The sequence below is a fragment of the Mesorhizobium sp. WSM3864 genome, assembly GCF_002294955.1.
In the GTDB taxonomy this organism is placed as follows: Bacteria; Pseudomonadota; Alphaproteobacteria; order Rhizobiales; family Rhizobiaceae; genus Mesorhizobium.
Genome location: NZ_NSGD01000012.1, coordinates 78989 through 96307 on the forward strand (window position 1 = coordinate 78989; position 17319 = coordinate 96307).

A 17319-nucleotide genomic window follows, 5' to 3' on the forward strand; every position below is an offset into this window, starting at 1 on the left:
GCTATACCTTCAATGGGCAATGCCGGAGCCGGCAGCCTCGTCGATCAGCCGGCCGCGGGCGAAGCGGTCGAGATCGAAAGGCCGGCTGATGTCGTGGTGCCTGCCGGTTGCAAGCAAATGGGCAAGCAGCGTGCCGCCGGCGGGAATCGCCTTGAAGCCGCCCGTGCCCCAGCCACAATTGAGGAAAAGCCCGGGCAACGGCGATTCGCCGATGATGGGCGAGGAATCGGGGACGACGTCGACGATGCCTGCCCATTGCCGCATCATCTTCAGCTGGCCGAATATCGGGAACATTTCGAGCATGCCTGCGATCACGCCTTCCAGCACCGGCAAGTTGCCGCGCTGGCCATAGGACGGGATGCGGTCGAGCGCGCCGCCGATCACCAGTTCGCCCTTGTCCGATTGGCTGACATAAACGCCCGTATCCGGCGAGATCACCACCGTGTCGATGATGGGCTTGACCGGCTCGGACACGCAGGCCTGCAGCGCATAGGAATTGACCGGCAGCCGGAATCCCGCCTTCGCCGCCAGCACCGAGGAGTGGCCGGCCACCGCCATCCCCGTACGCTCTGCCCGGATTGCGCCGCGCGATGTGACGACCCCGCGGCAGCGCCCGTCCTCGATGATAAAATCGCTGATCTCGCAGTTCTGAATGATGTCGACGCCGAGACGGCTGGCGGCGCGCGCATAGCCCCAGGCGACAGCGTCATGACGGGCAGTGCCGCCGCTCGGCTGCCAGGTGCCGCCATAGACGGGGTAGCGGGCATCCGGGCTGAAATTGTAGATCGGCACCACCCGGCGTACGTCCTCGACCGAGAACAATTCGCAATCGATGCCGTTGACCTGGATGGCGTTGACGGACCGGGCAGCGGTTTCCATTCCCGCTTCGCTATGCGCGAGGGTGAGAATGCCGCGCGCGGAAAACATCACATTGTAGTTCAGATCCTTCGACAGCCTCTTGTAGAGACTATGCGCCAGTCCGTAGATCGCCGCGCTTTGCGGGTAGAAGTAATTTGAGCGGACGACGGTTGTGTTGCGGCCGGTGTTGCCGCCGCCGATCCAGCCTTTCTCGAGCAGCGCCACATTGGTGACCCCGTGGTTCTTTGCGAGATAGTAAGCCGTAGCGAGGCCGTGGCCGCCACCGCCGATGATGATGGCGTCGTAACGCGGTTTGGGCTCCGGCGAGCGCCAGGCCTTCTCCCACCCCGTCTGGCCGGCGACGCCTTCTTTGAACAGCGAAAGCGCTGAATAGTGCCTAGTCATGCGCTCAGGCCCGCATCACTTGAGCGATAGTGCAACGGTGCCATGAAACCCTGAGACGCCATATCGGCGGCGCCGTACCAAAACCGGCGCAATCAACTCGCCCCGCCCTCGAAAGCCCATAACCCATCCCGTTCTGCCGCGGTTCGACAAAAGTCGTCGAGCTTCGCGCGGCGCGAACTTAGCTTGAATGGACACCTGTGTCCATTGAGGAATCGAGGCTGCGCCTCGCAGGGAGCGCGGCAACCGGCCAGCTAAGCCAAGTGAAATGCATTTGCGCGCGTCAGGCGCATGGCGGATTTCATTTGCTTGGTGATCCTCCTCACATGGGGCAAACTCCCCGTCGGGCTGTCAGGAGGAGAAATGAGAGCACGCGCAGCGACGGTCGGAGATCTCGAGGATGTTTTCCGCGGCCTGTCCAAGCGAATGTCGGACGAGTACCTGGCGGCCGGCAAGGACAGCAAGGCCGCCTACGACAATCTGATGATGAACCTGAAGGAAGGCCGGGCCCATGCGCTGGTCGAGGGCGAGCAGGCCGTCGCCTTTATCGCCTGGCATGAGCATGGCGACGCGGCCGACACGCTGTTTGCCGCGCAGGAGGACTTCTTCAGAGCGGCAACCGTTCGCTTCTGCAGGCGTCACATCCGCCACATCCAGGCGCTCGCCGGCAACCTGCCCGTGCACTCGCGCAGCTGGCTTGATGGACCGGACGTCGCAAAATGGTTTCGGCTCATCGGCTATGTCGAGCGGGGACAGGAGAATGGCGCCGCCCTGTTCGAACTGCCGCCGGCGCCCAATGGGTGACACGGGTTATTGGCGCAGCGGCTTGCACCGCGCAGCAATTGGCGGGATGGTGTGGAAGGCAGCCGGGGGCGCTGGCAGGCCGGAGATGCATGGCTGCTGGAAATCAAAATGGTGCGAGCTTGTTTGGCCCTTGTCGCCCTTGTTGCCCTTGCGAGGCCAATAGAAGCAGGCGAGCGAGCGGCTCCTCTCTTCGACCGCTCCGATCTGGCGTCGGCGTATTCGGGTGAGTCCGACCTCGTAACCGCCTATACGAGCGGGATGGCCCGGTACCGTCTTCAGCTCATGGCGCGTACCGGCACCGCCAATCTCGCCGCCCCTCTCGAACCTTTGGCCCTGCGGCCGGAATTTCGCCAGCGGACATGGCGCTCGGCCGATGGCAGCCTGCTGCAGGGCTTCGCCGGCAAAGGCGGCTTACGGCTGACTGTCGGCAACTGCCTTGCCCGCCTCTGCACGGCCAGCGAATGCAGCGAGGCCGGCTGGCCGGTCTATGCCTGCAGCGACGGCCATAAGCGCAAGATGTCGGTGAAGAGCTTCGTGACGGCAACCTTCGACGGCCTCCCTTACCGGCGGTTGAGCGCTCCGCCGGAACCGTGATTTGATTGCGGTCGACGACGCTGCCGGTTCAGCAAAGTCAGGTACTCGTCTCCACCCGAAACGCTGGCTGCACCGCTTCTCGTCACCGGAGCAGCCACATCAGCACGGGACCGCCAGCGAGCGTGGCGACCAGGCCGGCCGGGATCTGGCGCGGGATCAAGGTGCGGCCGATCTGCGTGCGAAGGGCAGTGCAAGCACGGCGCGCCAGGTTGCGCCGGCGTCGCCCGGCATGGCATCTGTCGGCCGATGACACGCAAGCCCCTACGACAGCTTCCCGAATTCCCGCGACGACCGGTCGCTGGAAAAGTCAGCCTCAACCGAGCGCTCTCGAAGCTAGGATTCTGCTCGCGCAAGCAGGCCGAGCTGATGATCGCCGAAGGACGCGTGCGCGTTGCCGGCAAGGTGGCGCGCGACCCGTCGCTGCGCGTCGATCCGGATCGCGACCGCATCACAGTCGATGGCGGACAGGTCGCCGCGGAACGAAAAGTGTATCTGATGCTCAACAAGCCGCGCGGGCTGGTCACCACGCGCGACGACCCCGACGGGCGCGGCACGGTCTATGACTGCCTTGCCGATCTCGACCTGCCCTTCGTGTCGCCGGTCGGGCGTCTCGACAAGGCGAGCGAAGGTCTGCTGTTGATGACCAACGACACGCGCTGGGCGAACCGTTTGCTCGATCCTGCCTCGCATGTCGGGAAGACCTATCATGTGCAGATTGCTTCCGTGCCCGACGAGAAGATGCTCGAGCGGTTCCGCCAAGGCGCTGTCGTCGACGGCGAATTGCTGACGGCGAGCTCGATCGCGCTCTTGCGCAGCGGCGGGCGCACGGCCTGGCTGGAGATAGTCCTCGACGAAGGCCGCAACCGCCAGGTCCGCCGCATGCTCGGCGCCTTCGACATCGGCGTGCTCAGGCTGGTACGGGTGGCGATCGGGCAGCTGCAGTTGGGTGATCTCGCGAAGGGCAAGGCGCGGCATTTGACGGCCGAGGAGCTGGCGATACTTGCCGCTTAACAGGGGCCGGAACTACTTTTGGTTCCAGCGGCGGATGACCGGCTCGGTCAGGTCGTGCTCGTAGCCGAGGATGCTGAGGCTCGCGGTATCGAGGACGAAATGTTCGCCGCCTTCCGGCGGCAGGCCGATCCAGCACGCCGCAAGCACGCGCAGGAAATGCGAGCTCGAGAAGATGAGCACATTGCCGGCCACCGTCCGGATTTCGGCCACGATCGCATTGGCCCTGGCGCCGACATCGGCTGCCGTCTCGCCGCCCGGGCAGCCGTCGCGAAACAACTGCCAGCCCGGACGTCCGGCAAGGATTTCCTTCGTTGTCACGCCTTCATAGGCGCCATAATCCCATTCCTGCAGGTCGGCCTTCTTGAGCGCGCGCTCGCCGAAGCCGGCCAGCCGGCAGGTGTCGAAGGCGCGAAGCGACGGGCTCGACCAGACCGCCTGGAAGCTCTGGTCCTTGAGGCGGTCGGCGACGCCGCCTGCGGCCTGTTCGCCTTTCGCGGTCAACGGAATGTCGGTGCGGCCGGTATGCTTTCCCGATGCGCTCCATTCCGTCTCGCCATGGCGGACAAGGTAGATCTCGGGAAACGCGCTGCTCATCCGCCGGCCCTCACGCTTGGATGCACCGGCAAGAATGCCGGCCCGCGCCACCCTATGCGGCGTCCGACAAAAAGAACAGGCCGCGGCGGAGCCACGGCCTGTTTCGGCTTGGGTGGATGCTCTTTGTCTGTGCAACTCCGGATCGAAGGCTACGGTGAAGTCACCGAGGCAATTTTCCGGGAATTGTTTCGATCGCTCAGGCCGGCTGCAGGCCACCTGAGAGCGCGAGGTCTGCCTCCTCCGGCATCTGGCCGGCCATGGCGGCGGCGAACTGCTTCTGGTCGAGCTCGCCTTCCCAGCGCGCCACGACGATGGTCGCGACGGCATTGCCGACGAAGTTGGTGAGCGCGCGGCACTCCGACATGAAGCGGTCCACGCCGAGGATCAGCGCCATGCCGGCAACCGGCACCGAAGGCACGACCGAAAGCGTGGCCGCCAAGGTGATGAAGCCGGCGCCGGTGATGCCGGCGGCACCCTTGGAGCTCAGCATGGCAACGAGCAGCAGCAGGATCTGGTCGCCGAAGGTGAGCGGCGTATCGGTCGCCTGGGCGATGAACAGCGCTGCCAGCGTCATGTAGATGTTGGTGCCGTCGAGGTTGAAAGAATAGCCGGTCGGGATGACGAGACCGACCACCGAGCGATTGCAGCCGGCGCGCTCCATCTTGGCCATCAGGCCGGGAAGTGCTGCCTCCGACGAGGAAGTGCCGAGCACCAGGAGCAGCTCTTCCTTGATGTAGCGGATCAGCGCGAGGATGGAGAAGCCGTTGTACCATGCCACCGCGCCCAGCACGATCAGCACGAAGAGCAGCGACGTCAGGTAAAAGGTGCCGATCAGGAAGGCGAGATTGGCGATCGCGCCGATGCCGTATTTGCCGACGGTGAAGGCCATGGCGCCGAAGGCGCCGATGGGCGCAGCCTTCATCAGGATGGCGACGAGGCGGAAGATCGGCGCCGTCAGCGCCTGCAGGAAGTCGACCACCGGACGAGCGCGCTCGCCGACCAAAGCGAGAGCGACGCCGAACAGCACCGAGAAGAACAACACCTGCAGGATGTCGCCCTGGGCGAAGGCGCCGGTTATGGTGTCGGGGATGATGTTCAGCAGGAAGCCGACGATCGTCGCATCATGGGCCTTCTCGGTGAAGGTCGAGACCTTCGAGGCGTCGAGCGTCGCCGGATTGATGTGCATGCCGGCGCCGGGCTGGACGACATTTGACACGATCAGGCCAACGATGAGCGCCAGTGTCGAGAAGACGAGGAAATAGATCATCGCCTTGCCGGCGACCCGGCCGACCTTCTGCAGGTCGGAGACGCCGGCGATGCCGGTCGCGACGGTGAGGAAGATCACTGGCGCGATCACCATCTTGACCAGCTTGATGAAGGCATCGCCGAGCGGCTTCAACGAGGCGCCGATGTCAGGATAGAAATGGCCGAGCAGGATGCCGGCGGCGATCGCCGCCAGGACCTGCACGTAAAGATGCCGATAAAAGGGAACTTTGCCGCGCGGTTCCGCGGCAGCGATTGCCGTCTGCATGATGTCCTCCGTTCGGCCCCGATCGAGAAGCTCGACCTCCCGGGGCAGTTGACCTTCACAGCCTCGCGGCTGCTGCGGATGCATTTGCAACGGCCGTGCCAGATTGCGCCTTCAGGCGTCGAGCATTGATTTTGTTTGGTTTTCTGACGCAACGCGCTTTGCCATTCGACAGCGCAGTGCGGCGATCCGCATAGCTCGAATTGTGCTTTGTGCGAAATCATGCACAAATGGGCGATGCTGCAACGCCCCGCCGCTGCCCTCGCTTGGACGCCCGAACTGCTCGCCGGGCGGGCGCGGCGCGCCTGGCTGCTGTTCGCGGCGGTGGCGCTTCTCATCGTTTTTGCAGCCCTTTATGGCGCCGGCCTCTACGGGCGCTCGACCGAGATCGAGGCGCTGTCGGCGCAAGGGCGGACCGACGCCAATCTCAAGGTGGCACTGCTGCGCGCGGTGCTGGAAAATCCGCGCGCGCTGCCGCTGCTTCTGTCCGAAGACCAGCAGGTGCATGACGCGCTCGCTGAGCGCAGCCCCGCCTCGATCGACGTGCTCAACCGCAAGCTCGAAGGGCTGGTTTCGGGCACCAAGGCCTCGGTGCTTTACGTCACCGGCCCGGACGGGCTGGCCATCGCTTCCAGCAACTGGCGCGAGCCGGTAAGCTTTGTCGGCAATGACTACGGTTTTCGCGCTTATTTCTCCGGCGCCATGCAATCCGGCACGGCCGAGTATTTCGCGCTCGGCAATGTCAGCAAGCGCCCGGGCCTCTACATTTCGCGCCGTGTCGGGAATGCGGCGGCCCCGTTCGGCGTCGTCGTGGTCAAGATGGAGTTCGACCAGCTCGAAGCCGACTGGCACGAGGCGAACCGCCCGGCCTATGTCAGCGACGAGCATGGGGTGGTGCTGGTCACCAGCGTGCCCTCCTGGCGCTTCATGACGACGGCGCCGCTGGCCGCTCCAGTCGCGGCCGACATCCGCGCCAGCCAGCAGTTCGGCGAGGCTCCGCTGGTGCCGTTGCCCATCACGAGGCCGCAACCGCTCAGCCCCGACGTCGCGTTGGTGCACGCCATCACGCCCGGCGGCAGCGACGCGGAGTATCTGCGGCTATCCACCGCCGTGCCGTCGACGCCATGGCGCCTCGACTATCTCGTGCCGGCGGAAGCGCCGATCGCGGCGGCGCAGCGCGAAATGCGTTTGTTGGCCCTCGGCGTCCTTGTCCCGCTGCTCGCTTTGGCCGCTTATCTGTTGTGGCGCCGGCAGTCCGCGCAGATGCGGATCGCTGCCGAGCAGGCGGCGCGCGCCGAACTCGAACGGCGCGTCGTCGAGCGCACGCAGGACCTCAGCCTCGCGCGCGACCGGCTGCAGGCCGAGATCGCCGACCACCGCAGCACCGAAGCCAAGCTGCAGGTCATGCAGCAGGAGCTGGTGCAGGCCAACCGCCTGGCGACGCTCGGCCAGGTTGCCGCGGGCGTCGCGCATGAGATCAACCAGCCGGTGGCGACCATCCGCGCCTATGCCGACAATGCGCGCGTTTTCCTGGAACGCAAGCAGACGGCGCCGGCGGAGGAAAATCTCGGCGCCATCGCAGCGCTGACCGAACGCATCGGCTCCATCACCGAGGAGCTGAAAGCTTTCGCCCGCAAGGGTCGCACCGCCGCCGAGCCGGTCGAGTTGCGCAGCGTCATCGAAGGCGCCGTGGTGCTGCTCAGGAGCCGCTTTGCCGGCCGATTGGACGCGCTGGCGATCACGCTGCCGCCGGCGACGCTGAAAGTGATGGGCAACCGGCTGCGGCTGGAGCAGGTGCTGATCAACCTGTTCCAGAACGCGCTGGAAGCGCTCGATGGTCGTGACGGTGCTCGGGTCGAAGTGTCCGCCGAGGAAACCGCCGACGGCGTCGCGCTGATCGTGTTCGATAACGGACCGGGGATTCCGCCGGCGATCCTGAAATCGCTGTTCACGCCTTTCAATACCTCGAAGGAAAAGGGCTTGGGGCTCGGGCTCGTCATCTCGAAGGACATCGTCGCCGACTATGGCGGGCGTATCGAGGTGACAAGCAGCGGGAGCGGCACCCGCTTCACCATCCATCTCTCGAAGGCTGACCCGACATGACAGACGGCAATCCGGTCATCCTGATCGATGACGATAGCGACCTGCTCAAGGCGACGAAGCAGACGCTCGAACTCGCCGGTTTCGCCGTGTCTGCCTTTTCCTCGGCAAGCGAGGCACTCACCGGCCTCGATGCCGGCTTTGCCGGCGTCTTGGTGTCAGACATCCGCATGCCCGAAATGGACGGCCTGCAGCTTTTCGACGTCGTGGTCGACCTTGACCCGGATATCCCCGTCATCCTCGTCACCGGACACGGCGATATCGCCATGGCGGTCAAGGCGATCAAGGACGGCGTCTATGACTTCATCACCAAGCCCTTCGCCGCCGACCGGCTGGCGCAAAGTGTATGGCGCGCCGCGGAAAAGCGCCGTCTTGTTATGGAGAACCGCGCCTTGCGCGAAGCGGCCGAGCAAGCGCAGGAAGGCCTTCCGCTGATCGGCCAGACACCGGCTATGGAGCGGCTGCGCCGCACGCTGAGACAGATCGCCGACACCGATGTCGATGTGCTGGTTACCGGCGAGACAGGCTCGGGCAAGGAGGTGGTGGCGAGCCTGCTGCATCGCTGGAGCCGCCGCGCCAAGGGCAATTTCGTCGCGCTCAATTGCGGCACGTTGCCGGAGACGGTGATCGAAAGCGAGTTGTTCGGTCATGAGGCCGGCGCCTTCACCGGCGCGCAGAAGAAGCGCGTCGGCCGCATCGAGCATTCGAGCGGCGGCACGCTGTTCCTCGACGAGATCGAAAGCATGCCGCCCTCCACTCAGGTGCAGATGCTGCGCGTGCTCGAAATGCGCGAGGTGACGCCACTCGGCACCAACGAAATCCGGCCCGTCGACCTGCGCGTCGTTGCCGCCGCCAAGGTCGATCTCGGCGATCCCGGCCAGCGCGGCAATTTCCGCGAAGACCTCTATTATCGGCTCAATGTGGTGACGCTTTCGATCCCGCCGCTGCGCGAGCGCCGGGACGACGTGCCGCTGCTGTTCGGGTACTTCGCCGAGCGCGCCGCCGCCCGCTTTCATCGCCAGGTGCCCGCGGCGCCGGCCGCCGTCCAGCGCCATCTGCGCGAACACGACTGGCCGGGCAATGTCCGCGAGCTCGCCCATTTTGCCGAGCGCTTCGTGCTCGGACTGGAAGAGATCGGCAGCAGCCCCGCCGCTCAGCCGACAGATTTGGACGTCTCGATGCCCTTGCCGGAACGGCTGGAGCGCTACGAGGCCGAGATCATCCGCGAGACACTTGGCCGCAATGGCGGCGATGTCCGGCGTACGATCGAGGCGCTCGGCATTCCGCGCAAGACCTTCTATGACAAGCTGCAGCGGCACGGCATCGTGCGCAGCGATTTTTCCAGAGAGATCAAGCTTGTGGAACCCGATCGAAGCCCCCGGCGTTGAGGCTATCCAGGAACCGTGGCACGTTGGCACCAGCCGGGTGGCGAACGCATGATGGTGGTGGCGTTGCCGGTTGCACTTGGCAAGCGTTGATGGTTTGTTGCCGCTCAGCGGAGAACGAATGATGCGCGAATCCCTCGGTCAAGACGAATACGGCTCGGCCAGCCCCTTTGATCCGGACGATCTGCCGAATCTCAACGCCATGGGACCGGCGATGGGCAGCGGCAATGATTTCGAGAAATATGCCGTTGCCGTCATCATCGTGTTCGGCGCGCTGATCATCGGCGGCCTGATGGCCGCCTCGATGACCTTCGGCCACCGCAACGGCTTCCTGTTTGCGTTGGGCGGCGCCACTTCGGCCTGGATTTCGGGCAACGCGCTGCTGATTGACCGGCCGCGCATTTATGCGCTGTTCGTCGGCATCGCGGCGGTGCTGCTGATTGCCTCGACCATTACCCTCGTCGTGTAGTCAGTAGCCCAGCGCCTCGCCGGAAGCGGCGCGGCTGTCGATGGCTCCGTTGTAGCGGGCGCCGCCACCTTTCTCGATCTCCGCCAGGCTCTTGCCGCCGACAAGGATGCCGGCCGCCTGGCCCCAGGTCTGGTCGCTGAGATCGAGATGATAGCCCATGCCGGCAAGCAGCCTTTCGGTGTCGGGAGAAAGCCCGAAAGGCTCGACATAGACGGTGTCGGGCAGCCATTGATGGTGGATGCGCGGGGCGTCGATCGCCTCCTGAATGTTCATGCCGTGGTCGATGACGTTGACGATCGCCTCCAGCGTGATGGTGATGATGCGCGAGCCACCCGGGCTGCCGATGACCATGAACGGCTTGCCGTCCTTCACAACGACGGTCGGGCTCATCGAGGACAGCGGCGTCTTCTTCGGCTGGATCGCGTTGGCCTCGCCTTGGACCAGTCCGTAGAGGTTGGGCACGCCGGGCTTCTGGGTGAAATCGTCCATTTCGTTGTTGAGCAAGATCCCGGTGCCGTCGGCGACGACGCCGGCGCCAAAGGAACCATTGAGCGTATAGGTGACGGCTACCGCGTTGCCGTCCCTGTCGATGATAGAATAATGGGTGGTTTCCTTCGACTCGCCGAAGCCCTTGGGCATCAGGTCCTTCGAGACGCCGGCGCGGAACGGATCGATCTTGTCGCGGATGTCCTTGGCATAGCCCTTGTCGAGCAGTTTCGAGACCGGATTGTCGACGAAATCCGGATCGCCGAGCGCCGAATTGCGGTCGACATAGGCATGACGCATGGCCTCGACCATGACGTGGACGGTCTCGGCCGAGCCGGCTCCGAGATAGGACAGCGGATAGCCTTCGAGCACATTGAGGATTTCGCAGATGATGACGCCGCCCGAACTCGGCGGCGGCGAGGAGATGATCTCGTAGCCGCGATAGGAACAGGTCACCGGCTTCAGCTCGCGCACCGCGTATTGCTCGAAATCGCCCTTGGCGAGGATGCCGCCCTTGGCGCCGCTCGCCTTGACGATCGCGTCGGCAATCGGCCCCTTGTAGAAGGCATCGGGGCCTTTCTCGGAGATCGCCGAGAGCGAGGCCGCAAGGTCCGGCTGAACTAGCTTCTCGCCGATACCATAGGGCTTGCCGTCTTTTTTCAGAAAAATAGCGGCCGCTGCCGGATCCTTGGCCAGCCGGTCGGCGCTGCCGGCGAAGGAAGCCGCGTCGCCCTGGTTGAGCACGAAGCCGTCCTTGGCATAGGCGATCGCCGGGGCCATCAGGTCCTGTCTGGACAAGGTCCCGTATTTCTCGCGTGCCATCTCGAAGCCGGCCACCGAACCAGGCACGCCGACGGCGAGATAGCCGTCGAGGCTGGCACCTTTGATCGGCTTGCCGTCCTTGTCGAGATACATGGTCTTGGTCGCCGCCAGCGGCGCGCGCTCGCGAAAATCGATGAAGGTCGAACGGCCGTCCTTCAAGCGGATGGTCATGAAACCGCCGCCACCGATATTGCCGGCATTCGGATAGACGACGGCCAGCGCATAGCCGACGGCGACCGCCGCATCGACCGCGTTGCCACCCTTCTTCAGCACGTCGACGCCGACTTCGGTGGCGAGATGCTGGGCGGTCACCACCATGCCGTGCTCGCCCTTGGCGGGAGCCGGCGAAGCCGCAAAAGCGGCGGTCGATGGTGTGAAGGCAACAGTGAGCGCAAAGCTGACGGCGATCAGCGTCCGGCGGGTGAGATGCATGGTGGGTCTCCAAGGCGGGGGGGACGCCCAGGAAAGACCGTTGGAGCGCGTTAGTCCAATAACAATTGGAGTAGCATTGGGCAGAGCCCCTCAACTGCCCCGAATTGCGAAGGGCAATTCGGGGCAGTCCGACCTCTTCCCGCGGAGAAAGGAGCTCGTCAGCGCCGACGCCAACCGCTTCTGCCTTGGGGGAAAGGTGGCCGCGAAGCGGCCGGATGAGGGTGTCAGACGATCCCGCCGCCACCGCCGGCGACGGCCGGCCGCTCCGCCGCGACCTTCGCCCGGTAGCCGGCCTCGCGATAGGCGGCGACCGGATCAATGGCGCCGCCGGTTCTCAGCCGCGCCATGGCGAGGATCGCCTCGACATCGGTGCGGTAGGCCGTCTTCAGCGTCTGCGTCGCCATCAGCGCGTCGTTCGCTTCCTGAAACCCGTCCAGCGCCTTGCGGTCGACCAGCAGCGCCTGCGCATAGGCGCGCTGCACCTCGACCGCGGACAGCATCAGGCTTTCGATCGGATCGGTGACGTTGTGGCTCTGGTCGAGCATATGCGCGGGATGGAAGCCCTTGGCACCCGAAAGCTCTGCATCGACCAGCTCGTTGAACACCAAAAACAGCCGGTAAGGATCGATCGAACCGGCATCGAGATCGTCGTCGCCATATTTGGAATCGTTGAAGTGGAAGCCGCCGAGCTTGCCGAATTGAATCAGCCGCGACACGATCATCTCGATGTTGACGTTGGGCGCATGGTGGCCGAGGTCGACGAGGCAGAAGGCCTTGTCACCGAGCTCCTTGGCGATGATGTAGTTCGTGCCCCAGTCCTGCACGACGGTCGAATAGAAGGCCGGCTCGTACATCTTGTGCTCGGTGAACAGCCGCCAGTCGTCCGGCAGGCTGGCGTAGATTTGCCGCATGGCGTCGAGATAGCGCTCGAAGGCCTTGGCGAAATTGACCTGGCCGGGGAAGTTCGAGCCGTCACCGATCCATACCGTCAGCGCCTTCGACCCAAGCGCCCTGCCGATCTCGATACATTCGAGATTGTGCTCGACCGCCTGGCGGCGCGTGCCGGCATCGGCATGCGACAGCGAGCCGAATTTGTAGGATAGCTTCTGGTCCTTCGCGTCGGAAAAGGTGTTGGAGTTCATCGCATCGAACCCGAGCCCGAAACGCGCCGCCGCCTGCTTCAGCCGGTTCGGATCGGCCTTGTCCCACGGGATATGCAGCGAGACGGTAGGCGTCGCTTGCGTCAGCTGGCTGATGACGGCGCAATCCTCGATCTTGTCGAAGATGTCGCGCGGCTCGCCGGGGCCGGGAAAACGGGCAAAGCGCGTGCCGCCGGTGCCGACGCCCCAGGAGGGGATCGCGACGCCGAATTTTTCGACTTGGTCGCGGATCGCATCAATGGCTATGCCGCGCCGGTCGAGGCGCTCGCCGAGCGAGGCGTATTCACGCTCCAGGTAAGCGTTGCGCACAGCGTTATGTTTGGCGACGAGGTCGGCTGCGATGATCTGTTCGGACATTTTTTCCTCCCAATTCGTCTGCGCTGCCCCTCATCCGCCAACCGGCACCTTCTCCCCGTATAGTCACGGGGAGAAGGGACGCGCTCCAGCGCTGGCGCCCCCTCTCCCCGTTCTTACGGGGAGAGGGTAAGGGTGAGGGGCAGCGCTGGCTTTGACAATTTACCGCGTAAAGCTCTGCGCGTTGCCGGCGTCGACATTGACGATGTTGCCGGTCGACTTGGCCGACATGTCGGAAGCGAAGAAGTAGATCGCTTCGGCGATATCTTCCGGAAATACCGAGCGTTTCAGCATCGAACGCGACCGGTAATGCTCCTCGAGATCGTCGGTCGACATCTTGTAGGCGGCGGCGCGCTGTTCCTTCCATTCGCCGGTCCAGATCTTGGAGCCGCGCAGCACGGCGTCCGGATTGACGACGTTGACCCTGATCTGCGCCTCCGCACCCTCAAGCGCGAGACAGCGCGCGAGATGGATCTCGGCCGCCTTGGCCGTGCAGTAAGCGGCGGCGTTGGGCGAAGCGGCAAGGCCGTTCTTGGAGGCGACGAAGACGACATTGCCGCCGATCTTCTGCGCGCGGAACAGCCGGAAAGCCTCGCGCGAAACGAGGAAATAGCCGGTCGACAGGATGTCCATATTCTTGTTCCACAACGCCAGCGTCGTCTCCTCGATCGGCGCCGAGGAGGCCAAGCCGGCATTGGAAACGAGAATGTCGATGCCGCCGAACTCGACCGAAGTTTCGGCAAAGCCCGACGTGACCTGATCTTCCGAGGTCACGTCGATCCGCACCGGACGGACGAAGTCTTTGCCGTAGGCTTTCGACAGCTCTTCGTGAGCGCCGGCAAGCGCGGTCTCATCGATATCGGCCAGCACGACGCAGGCGCCTTCGCGCAGCAGGCGGTTGGCGGTGGCGCGGCCGATGCCGCCGGCACCGCCGGTGACCAGGGCGATCTGTCCCGCCAGCGCCTTCGGCTTCGGCAGGCGCTGGAGCTTGGCTTCTTCCAACTGCCAGTATTCGATGTCGAAGGCCTCCTGTGCCGGCAAGCCGACATAGGACGAGACCGTCGAGGCGCCGCGCATGACGTTGATGGCGTTGACGTAGAACTCGCCGGAGATGCGCGCCGTCGCCTTGTCGCCGGCGAAGGTGAACATGCCGACGCCCGGCATCAGATAGACGACCGCGTTCGGATCGCGGATGGCGGGCGAGTCCTTATGTTTGCAGCTGTCGTAATAGGCCTGGTAGCCGACGCGATAGGCCTCAATGTCGTCGGCGAGGCGCGCGATGACGGCATCGACATCCGGCCTTGCCGGATCGAACTCGATCACCAATGGCCGGATCTTGGTGCGCAGGAAATGGTCCGGACAGGACGTGCCCAGGGCCGCCAGCGGGCGCAGGTCTTTCGAATTGACGAATTCGAGCACTGCTGGCTGGTCGTCGAAGTGGCCGAGCTTATGGCTCTTTTCCGAGATCAGGCCGCGGATTCTGGGCATGAGTTTCGCGGCAATGGCACGCCGTGCCGGCGCCTCGAGCGCCTTCACCACCTCGCCGCCGAAGATCGCCTTGCCCTGGGATTTGCGCTCGAACCAGTCGATCGCCTGATTGATCACCGAGATCGTCGTTTCGTAACATTCCTTCGGCGTGTCGCCCCAGGTGAACAGGCCGTGGCTTTCGAGAACCACCCCCTTGGCGTCGGGGTTCTCGAGGCAGAATTTCTCCAGCCACAGCCCAAGCTCGAAGCCCGGCCGCTTCCAGGGCAGCCAGCCGATGGCCTCGCCAAACACCTCTTTCGTGATCGCTCTGGAGTCCTTCGCCGCGGCTATCGCGATAATGGCATCGGGATGCATGTGGTCGACGCAAGCCTTCGGCACGAAGGCATGCAGCGGCGTGTCGATGGAAGCCGCGCGCGGATTGAGGTTGAAGGTGCAGTGGGGCAGGTAGCCCACCATCTCATCCTCGTGGTCGACGCCGCGATAGAGGCTCTTCAGCGCGCGCAGCTTGTCCATGTAGAGGGTCGCGAACCCGTCGAGCTTGATCGAAGCGCTGTCGCCGCCCGAGCCCTTGACCCACAGCACCTCGACGTCCTCACCGGTCAGCGGGTCTTTCTGCCAGACCTTGGACGAGGTGTTGCCGCCGCCATAATTGGTGACGCGCTTGTCTGAACCCAGCGTGTTCGAGCGATAGACCAGAAGCTCGGGACCGCTCATCCCTTCGGCCCTTGCATCGTCCCACAGATTGGCGAGGCGCGAGCCGGAGCGCTTGTCGAGCATAGGTATCCTCCCTTGGGACGCTAAAACCGAGCAGTCCAATTTGGCTGGAATGTCTACGCAACAGGGCCTCTTGTCAATCATAAACGATCAAGATCGATCATATTGCACTGCACAATGAAAATATGTGATCGGAAATGATTGACACTGCGCGTTTTCTGGTGCCTGATAGCCAGGCAGGGAGGAACCATGCACGAAAAAGAGCGCCACAGGATCATTCTGTCCGCCGTCCAGGAAAAGCCTGTGGTGACGGTGCAGGAAATGGTCGACCTGACGGACTCCTCCGAGGCGACGATTCGGCGCGATATCGCGGCGCTGCATGTGCAAAAGCGCCTGCGCCGGGTGCGCGGCGGCGCCGAGGCGATCTCACCGCCGCAAGTCATCGGCCTTGCCGGCCGGCCCTTCTCGGTCAACGAAACGCTGAACGCCGCGCAGAAGCGGGCGATCGCCCGCGAAGCGGTGAACCTTTGCAAGGACGGCGAGCCGATCATCATCAATGGCGGCACCACGACCTTCCAGATGGTGCATTTCCTGACCGGCCGCCGCATGCCGATCTTCACCAACTCGTTCCCGATCGCCGAGCACCTGCTCAAGCACTCGAAGAACACGGTGATGCTGTCGGGCGGCACGATCTATCGCGAGCAGAACATCATCCTGTCGCCCTTCGACAACGACGTGACGCGCAATTTCTATGCGCGGCGCATGTTCATGGGCGCTCAAGGGTTGGGACCGCTCGGCCTGATGGAAGGCGACCCGCTGCTGATCCAGGCGGAGCAAAAACTGATTGACCAGGCCGACGAGCTGGTGGTGCTGGTCGATTCCTCGAAATTCCGCATGCGCTCCAGCCTGATCCTGTGCGGGCTGTCGCGCATCACGACCGTGATCACAGACGACGGTATCGACGACCGCGAAGCCAAGATGCTGGAAACCGCGGGCGTGGCGCTGATCGTCGCCCGCAAACAGTCAAGCGACAAGGAGGAATCTTCACTGCAGGCCTGAGGACAACTCGCGCCCGCAGCGGCGATGGAATGCAACGCTCAAGGGAGGATATTCGATGAGCTTTTTGAAGAAACTGCTGGTCACGGCGGCCTTTTCCGCCGCCATGTTCGTGAATGGCGCCTATGCCGAGAACGTCAAGATCGCGCTGGTCGTGAAGTCGCTCGGCAACGGCTTCTTCGACGCCGCCAACAAGGGCGCCGAGGAAGCGGCCAAGGAACTGGGCGACGTCGACGTGATCTATACCGGTCCGACCAAAGCGACGGCGGAGGCGCAGATCGAGGTGATCAACTCGCTGATCGCGCAGAAGGTCAATGCCATCGCCGTCTCGGCCAATGACGCCGATGCGCTGGTGCCGGTGCTGAAGAAGGCGATGGATCGCGGCATCACCGTGATCTCGTGGGACTCCGGCGTCGCCAAGGAAGGCCGCCAGCTCCACCTCAACCCGTCCGACACAAATTTGATCGGCGAAACCATCATCAAGCTCGCCGCCGACTACCTGCCGGAAGGCGGCGATGTCGCCATCCTCTCGGCATCGTCGACCGCGACCAACCAGAATGCCTGGATCGAAGCGGCCAAGAAGATGCTGCCGGAGAAGTTCCCGAAGATCAAGCTGGTCGCCACCGTCTATGGCGATGACGACTCCGCCAAGAGCACCGACGAAGCCAAGGGCCTGTTGAAATCCTATCCGAACCTCAAGGCGATCATCGCGCCGACCACCGTCGGCGTCGTTGCCGCCGCGCAGGTCGTCACCGACGAGAACCTGATCGGCAAGGTCAACGTCACCGGCCTCGCGCTGCCGTCGGAGTTCAAGAAGTTCATCGACAACGGCGCCAGCCAGGCGGTCGCGCTGTGGAACCCGATCGACCTCGGCTACTCGGCGATCTATCTCGCGCATGACCTGGCGGTGAAGAAAGAAGAGGCCAAGCCCGGCGCCACGCTGTCGATCGGCCGCGTCGGCAAGGTGACGCTCGACGATACCAACTCGGCTGCGATGGCTCCGCCCTTCCAGTTCGACAAGACCAACATCGAGAAGTTCTCAAAGATCTATTGATCTGAGGA

Annotated in this window: 14 protein-coding genes; 8 read left to right on the top strand and 6 right to left on the bottom strand. The window is 64.0% G+C overall.

What is annotated here, in order from left to right:
- Positions 1–9: 9 nt before the first annotated feature.
- Positions 10–1263 (bottom strand): sarcosine oxidase subunit beta family protein, encoded by a 1254-nt coding sequence (locus tag CK215_RS22315; RefSeq protein ID WP_095832186.1) that lies wholly within the window; start codon positions 1261–1263, stop codon positions 10–12.
- Positions 1264–1623: 360 nt separating this feature from the next.
- Between CK215_RS22315 and CK215_RS22320 the strand changes: the two genes are divergently transcribed.
- The 3 genes from CK215_RS22320 to CK215_RS22330 all read left to right on the top strand — a co-directional run bounded on the left by CK215_RS22320 (position 1624) and on the right by CK215_RS22330 (position 3669).
- Positions 1624–2064: a hypothetical protein gene (locus CK215_RS22320; protein ID WP_095832187.1), complete on the top strand. Its 441-nt coding sequence runs from the start codon at positions 1624–1626 to the stop codon at positions 2062–2064.
- Between the two features lie 9 nt (positions 2065–2073).
- The gene (locus CK215_RS22325) at positions 2074–2658 is read left to right on the top strand and encodes a hypothetical protein (RefSeq protein ID WP_245418764.1); all 585 of its coding nucleotides are present in this window, start codon (positions 2074–2076) and stop codon (positions 2656–2658) included.
- A gap of 246 nt (positions 2659–2904) precedes the next feature.
- Positions 2905–3669 carry a pseudouridine synthase gene (locus CK215_RS22330; RefSeq protein WP_095832189.1) on the top strand — a complete coding sequence of 255 codons (765 nt, stop codon included), beginning with the start codon at positions 2905–2907 and terminating at the stop codon, positions 3667–3669.
- 12 nt (positions 3670–3681) lie between these two features.
- On the opposite strand, the gene CK215_RS22335 is transcribed toward CK215_RS22330, so the two are convergent.
- Together CK215_RS22335 and CK215_RS22340 are read right to left on the bottom strand one after the other, a co-directional pair.
- On the bottom strand, positions 3682–4263 hold the full coding sequence (locus tag CK215_RS22335; protein WP_095832190.1) for a histidine phosphatase family protein: 582 nt from the start codon (positions 4261–4263) through the stop codon (positions 3682–3684).
- Between the two features lie 196 nt (positions 4264–4459).
- Positions 4460–5794, bottom strand: coding sequence for a dicarboxylate/amino acid:cation symporter (locus CK215_RS22340; protein WP_066994010.1), 1335 nt, complete (start codon positions 5792–5794; stop codon positions 4460–4462).
- A gap of 234 nt (positions 5795–6028) precedes the next feature.
- On the opposite strand from CK215_RS22340, the gene CK215_RS22345 reads away from it, so the two are divergent.
- The 3 genes from CK215_RS22345 to CK215_RS22355 all read left to right on the top strand — a co-directional run bounded on the left by CK215_RS22345 (position 6029) and on the right by CK215_RS22355 (position 9745).
- Entirely contained in the window at positions 6029–7894 is a 1866-nt protein-coding gene (locus tag CK215_RS22345; protein WP_095832227.1) for a sensor histidine kinase, read from the top strand.
- Entirely contained in the window at positions 7891–9279 is a 1389-nt protein-coding gene (locus tag CK215_RS22350; RefSeq protein ID WP_095832191.1) for a sigma-54 dependent transcriptional regulator, read from the top strand. The genes CK215_RS22345 and CK215_RS22350 overlap by 4 nt, the downstream gene beginning before the upstream one ends.
- Before the next feature lie 211 nt (positions 9280–9490).
- Positions 9491–9745: a hypothetical protein gene (locus CK215_RS22355; RefSeq protein WP_170950361.1), complete on the top strand. Its 255-nt coding sequence runs from the start codon at positions 9491–9493 to the stop codon at positions 9743–9745.
- Here CK215_RS22355 and ggt read toward each other — a convergent pair whose 3' ends face one another.
- The 3 genes from ggt to CK215_RS22370 form a co-directional block, all read right to left on the bottom strand.
- Positions 9746–11485 (bottom strand): gamma-glutamyltransferase, encoded by a 1740-nt coding sequence (ggt, locus tag CK215_RS22360; protein ID WP_095832192.1) that lies wholly within the window; start codon positions 11483–11485, stop codon positions 9746–9748. It abuts the gene before it with no gap.
- Positions 11486–11709: 224 nt separating this feature from the next.
- Positions 11710–13002, bottom strand: coding sequence for an L-rhamnose catabolism isomerase (rhaI, locus tag CK215_RS22365; protein ID WP_095832193.1), 1293 nt, complete (start codon positions 13000–13002; stop codon positions 11710–11712).
- A 159-nt stretch (positions 13003–13161) separates the two neighbouring features.
- Positions 13162–15264 (bottom strand): bifunctional rhamnulose-1-phosphate aldolase/short-chain dehydrogenase, encoded by a 2103-nt coding sequence (locus CK215_RS22370; RefSeq protein ID WP_095832194.1) that lies wholly within the window; start codon positions 15262–15264, stop codon positions 13162–13164.
- A gap of 186 nt (positions 15265–15450) precedes the next feature.
- Between CK215_RS22370 and CK215_RS22375 the strand changes: the two genes are divergently transcribed.
- Positions 15451–16260, top strand: coding sequence for a DeoR/GlpR family DNA-binding transcription regulator (locus CK215_RS22375; RefSeq protein ID WP_095777439.1), 810 nt, complete (start codon positions 15451–15453; stop codon positions 16258–16260).
- A 55-nt stretch (positions 16261–16315) separates the two neighbouring features.
- Positions 16316–17311: a rhamnose ABC transporter substrate-binding protein gene (gene rhaS / locus CK215_RS22380; protein ID WP_095777440.1), complete on the top strand. Its 996-nt coding sequence runs from the start codon at positions 16316–16318 to the stop codon at positions 17309–17311.
- Positions 17312–17319: the final 8 nt, after the last annotated feature.

What these genes read in the sequence shown, in the direction of transcription:
- CK215_RS22315 (WP_095832186.1), bottom strand. Translation starts at nt 1,263, where the DNA reads ATGACTAGGCACTATTCAGCGCTTTCGCTGTTCAAAGAAGGCGTCGCC.
- CK215_RS22320 (WP_095832187.1), top strand. Translation starts at nt 1,624, where the DNA reads ATGAGAGCACGCGCAGCGACGGTCGGAGATCTCGAGGATGTTTTCCGC.
- CK215_RS22330 (WP_095832189.1), top strand. Translation starts at nt 2,905, where the DNA reads ATGACACGCAAGCCCCTACGACAGCTTCCCGAATTCCCGCGACGACCG.
- CK215_RS22335 (WP_095832190.1), bottom strand. Translation starts at nt 4,263, where the DNA reads ATGAGCAGCGCGTTTCCCGAGATCTACCTTGTCCGCCATGGCGAGACG.
- CK215_RS22340 (WP_066994010.1), bottom strand. Translation starts at nt 5,794, where the DNA reads ATGCAGACGGCAATCGCTGCCGCGGAACCGCGCGGCAAAGTTCCCTTT.
- CK215_RS22345 (WP_095832227.1), top strand. Translation starts at nt 6,029, where the DNA reads ATGCTGCAACGCCCCGCCGCTGCCCTCGCTTGGACGCCCGAACTGCTC.
- CK215_RS22350 (WP_095832191.1), top strand. Translation starts at nt 7,891, where the DNA reads ATGACAGACGGCAATCCGGTCATCCTGATCGATGACGATAGCGACCTG.
- CK215_RS22355 (WP_170950361.1), top strand. Translation starts at nt 9,491, where the DNA reads ATGGGCAGCGGCAATGATTTCGAGAAATATGCCGTTGCCGTCATCATC.
- ggt (WP_095832192.1), bottom strand. Translation starts at nt 11,485, where the DNA reads ATGCATCTCACCCGCCGGACGCTGATCGCCGTCAGCTTTGCGCTCACT.
- rhaI (WP_095832193.1), bottom strand. Translation starts at nt 13,002, where the DNA reads ATGTCCGAACAGATCATCGCAGCCGACCTCGTCGCCAAACATAACGCT.
- CK215_RS22370 (WP_095832194.1), bottom strand. Translation starts at nt 15,264, where the DNA reads ATGCTCGACAAGCGCTCCGGCTCGCGCCTCGCCAATCTGTGGGACGAT.
- CK215_RS22375 (WP_095777439.1), top strand. Translation starts at nt 15,451, where the DNA reads ATGCACGAAAAAGAGCGCCACAGGATCATTCTGTCCGCCGTCCAGGAA.
- rhaS (WP_095777440.1), top strand. Translation starts at nt 16,316, where the DNA reads ATGAGCTTTTTGAAGAAACTGCTGGTCACGGCGGCCTTTTCCGCCGCC.